The organism is Dietzia sp. UBA5065, assembly GCA_002415925.1.
Taxonomy (GTDB): Bacteria; Actinomycetota; Actinomycetes; order Mycobacteriales; family Mycobacteriaceae; genus Dietzia.
Map to the genome: position 1 here is coordinate 1 of DIAZ01000110.1, position 2,756 is coordinate 2,756.

3 protein-coding genes are annotated in these 2,756 nt (G+C 70.6%); 1 reads left to right on the top strand and 2 read right to left on the bottom strand.

Translation table 11 applies throughout. The features are described 5' to 3' along the window. Nucleotides 1–41: 41 nt before the first annotated feature. Nucleotides 42–1,511: an NCS2 family permease gene (locus tag B4M60_RS08580; protein ID WP_291082278.1), complete on the bottom strand. Its 1,470-nt coding sequence runs from the start codon at nucleotides 1,509–1,511 to the stop codon at nucleotides 42–44. Between the two features lie 75 nt (nucleotides 1,512–1,586). Here B4M60_RS08580 and B4M60_RS08585 point away from each other — a divergent pair, with 75 nt between their 5' ends. After that, nucleotides 1,587–1,856, top strand: coding sequence for a DUF2530 domain-containing protein (locus tag B4M60_RS08585; protein WP_291082282.1), 270 nt, complete (start codon nucleotides 1,587–1,589; stop codon nucleotides 1,854–1,856). Between the two features lie 6 nt (nucleotides 1,857–1,862). Here B4M60_RS08585 and B4M60_RS08590 read toward each other — a convergent pair whose 3' ends face one another. Then, the gene (locus B4M60_RS08590; protein WP_291082318.1) at nucleotides 1,863–2,747 is read right to left on the bottom strand and encodes a DUF3027 domain-containing protein; all 885 of its coding nucleotides are present in this window, start codon (nucleotides 2,745–2,747) and stop codon (nucleotides 1,863–1,865) included. Nucleotides 2,748–2,756: the final 9 nt, after the last annotated feature.

Here is a 2,756-nt window from a genome sequence, read left to right on the forward strand (position 1 = left end):
GGGATCGGAGACGTCCAGGACGAGCACTTCCGGCGCCCCGGTCAGGCCAGCGCGTCGGTGATGGGCCCGATCGCGAAGTAGACCAGGAACGCCGCCGCGACCACCCACAACAACGGGTGCACGGACCGGGCCCTGCCGGTGGCGGAGGCCATCACGACCCATGCCACGAACCCGATGCCGATGCCGTTGGCGATCGAGTAGGTGAACGGCATGGTGACGATCGTGAGGAAGGCGGGAAGCGCGATCGAGAACTTGGTGAAGTCGATCTGGACGATCTGCGACATCATGAGCGCGCCGACCACCACGAGCGCGGGGGCCGCCGCCTCGACCGGGACGACCTCGTACAGCGGCGTGAAGAACATCGCGAGGAGGAACAGTCCGCCGGTGACGATGTTGGCCAGTCCGGTGCGGGCGCCCTCGGCGATACCGGTCGCCGACTCCAGGAAGACCGTGTTGGACGACGACGAGGTGAAGCCACCCGCGACGGCGCCGACGCCCTCGACCACGAGCGCGGTCTTCATGTTGGGCAGGTTCCCCTGCTCATCCATGAGCCCGGCCTCCTTGCCGAGGCCGGTGAACGTGCCCATGGCGTCGAAGAAGTTGGCGAGCAGCAGGGTGAAGACGAACAGCCCCGCCGCCAGTGGGCCGATCCGGACGAACGCTCCGAGGAGGTCCACCTGCCCGATGAGGGAGAGGTTGGGCAGGCCGCCGAGCGACTCGGGGATGCCGGGGACGGCGAGGTTCCACCCGGTGGGCGAGGGACTGCCGTCGACGAACGAGGGCCCGGCGTTGGTGATCGCCTCGACGACCGCGGCGACCACGGTGGTGACGACGATTCCGATGAAGATCCCGCCGCGGACCTGGCGGGCCACGAGCACGCCACACAGCAGGAGCCCGAACGCGAACACGGCGGTGGGCCACGAGGCGATCGACCCCTCGATCCCCAGCCCCACGGGGACCGTGGTGCCCGCGGCGTCCGGGATCCGGCGGACGAAGCCCGAGTCGACGAAGCCGACCATGGCGATGAACAGCCCGATGCCCACCGCGATGGCGGCCTTGAGGTCCGCCGGGATGGCGTCGAAGACGGCCTTGCGGAAGCCGCTCACCGCCAGGATGACGATGATGAGGCCCTCGATCACGACGAGCCCCATCGCCTCCGCCCACGTCACCTGCTTGGCGATGGTCACCGCGACGAGCGAGTTGATCCCCAGGCCGGTCGCGAACGCGAAGGGGTAGCGGGCGATCGCGCCGAACGCCACCGTCATCACGCCGGCCGTGAAGGCGGTGACCGCGGCGATCTCGACGATCGACAGCCGGTTGCCGTCGACGTCCACGCCCGAGCCGAGGATCAGCGGGTTGAGGACGATGATGTAGGCCATCGCGAAGAAGCTGACGAGACCGCCGCGGACCTCGCGGGACACCGTCGAGCCGCGCTCGCTGATCTTGAAGTACCGGTCGATCGCCCCGATCCGGGCTGAGGGCGGCGACGGGGCCCCGGTGCTCTGCGACATCTGGCGACCTTCCTGGCAATGGGTGAGGAACCGTCATAGAGTAACCGCCCGGTCTCCTGCGGTACCGTCACGGTCATGACGGACCCGTCGACCGACCAGCAGGCGCCCCGGATTCCGGGTTATCTGCTGGACCCGCGACCGGTCGTCATCATCGGGACGCTCGCGTGGACCATCGCGCTGCTGGCACAGATGCTCATGGACGAGGTCGACATGCGGACCGTCATCCTCTGCGGGGTCGGCGTCGGTGTGGGCGCGCTCGGCACGCTCGTCTACGCCCTGCAGCGCCGGGCTGTTCTCAGGGGCAGCGCGGGGGCCCAGCAGGGCCTCGACTTCGACCGCTCCTGACCGCCGTCAGTCGGTGGCGGCCGAGTCCGTACCTGCGGAGCCGGGATCGTCGTTCTCCGCCCCGCTCCGTGCCCGCGCCGACGCCGCCAACTGCTGCGGGAGCACCACCACGTCCACGGCGTCGTCGTCGTACGCCACCGGGGCGGGGATCGCGGGATCGACGCTGACCTGCACATCGCTGTGGGCACCGCAGCCGTACTGGAGGTGGACCACCTGCCCGTCGGCGGAGTACTCGTTGGCACACACCCCGAACATCGACCCCAGCGAGCCGGCGACGGGCACCAGGAACCCGCACGAGCCGCAGTGGAACTTGGCCCCGCGCGCGATCTCACTGTCCGGCCCGCGTTCGGCCGCCCAGCGGGCGGCGGCGGCCGAGCGCCCCTCCAGGCTCAGGTGCTGCGGCCGACCGAGGCCGACGGGACCCGCGAGGTCGTCCAGTTCCTCGTCCCCGCTGAGCATCTGCCCGGGGACCAGGCGATCGTCGTCCTCCGCCGGCGGCAGGAGGTCCCCCGCCCCGAGGTCTCCCCGGCGGATGCGCTTCTCCCACGGCACCCACTCCGGGGCGACGACGGCGTCCGCGCCGGGAAGCAGCGAGATCTCGTCGACGGTCAGGTCGCCACCGGGGACCAGCGCCAGCACGCAGGCCCAGTACCATCCCCGGTATCCGGCGAGGTCGGAGGCGAACCTGTGGGTCGTGGTGAAGGGCGCGTCGACGACACACCCTAGATGCTCGCCCACCCCGTCGGTGGCGAACTCCTCGACGGCCGCCCGGGCCACGTCCGCGCCGGAGGCGAGCCGCTCGCGCAGCGTGTCGTCAAAGTCCGACGCCTGCCCGCCGCCCACGGAGCCCGACTCCTGGTCCGTGCCTACCTCGGTGTTCACCCGTCCCATTATGCGCGT

Bases quoted from the DNA above. Each gene is read 5' to 3' on its own strand.
- B4M60_RS08580 (WP_291082278.1), bottom strand. From the start codon at position 1,511: ATGTCGCAGAGCACCGGGGCCCCGTCGCCGCCCTCAGCCCGGATCGGG.
- B4M60_RS08585 (WP_291082282.1), top strand. From the start codon at position 1,587: ATGACGGACCCGTCGACCGACCAGCAGGCGCCCCGGATTCCGGGTTAT.
- B4M60_RS08590 (WP_291082318.1), bottom strand. From the start codon at position 2,747: ATGGGACGGGTGAACACCGAGGTAGGCACGGACCAGGAGTCGGGCTCC.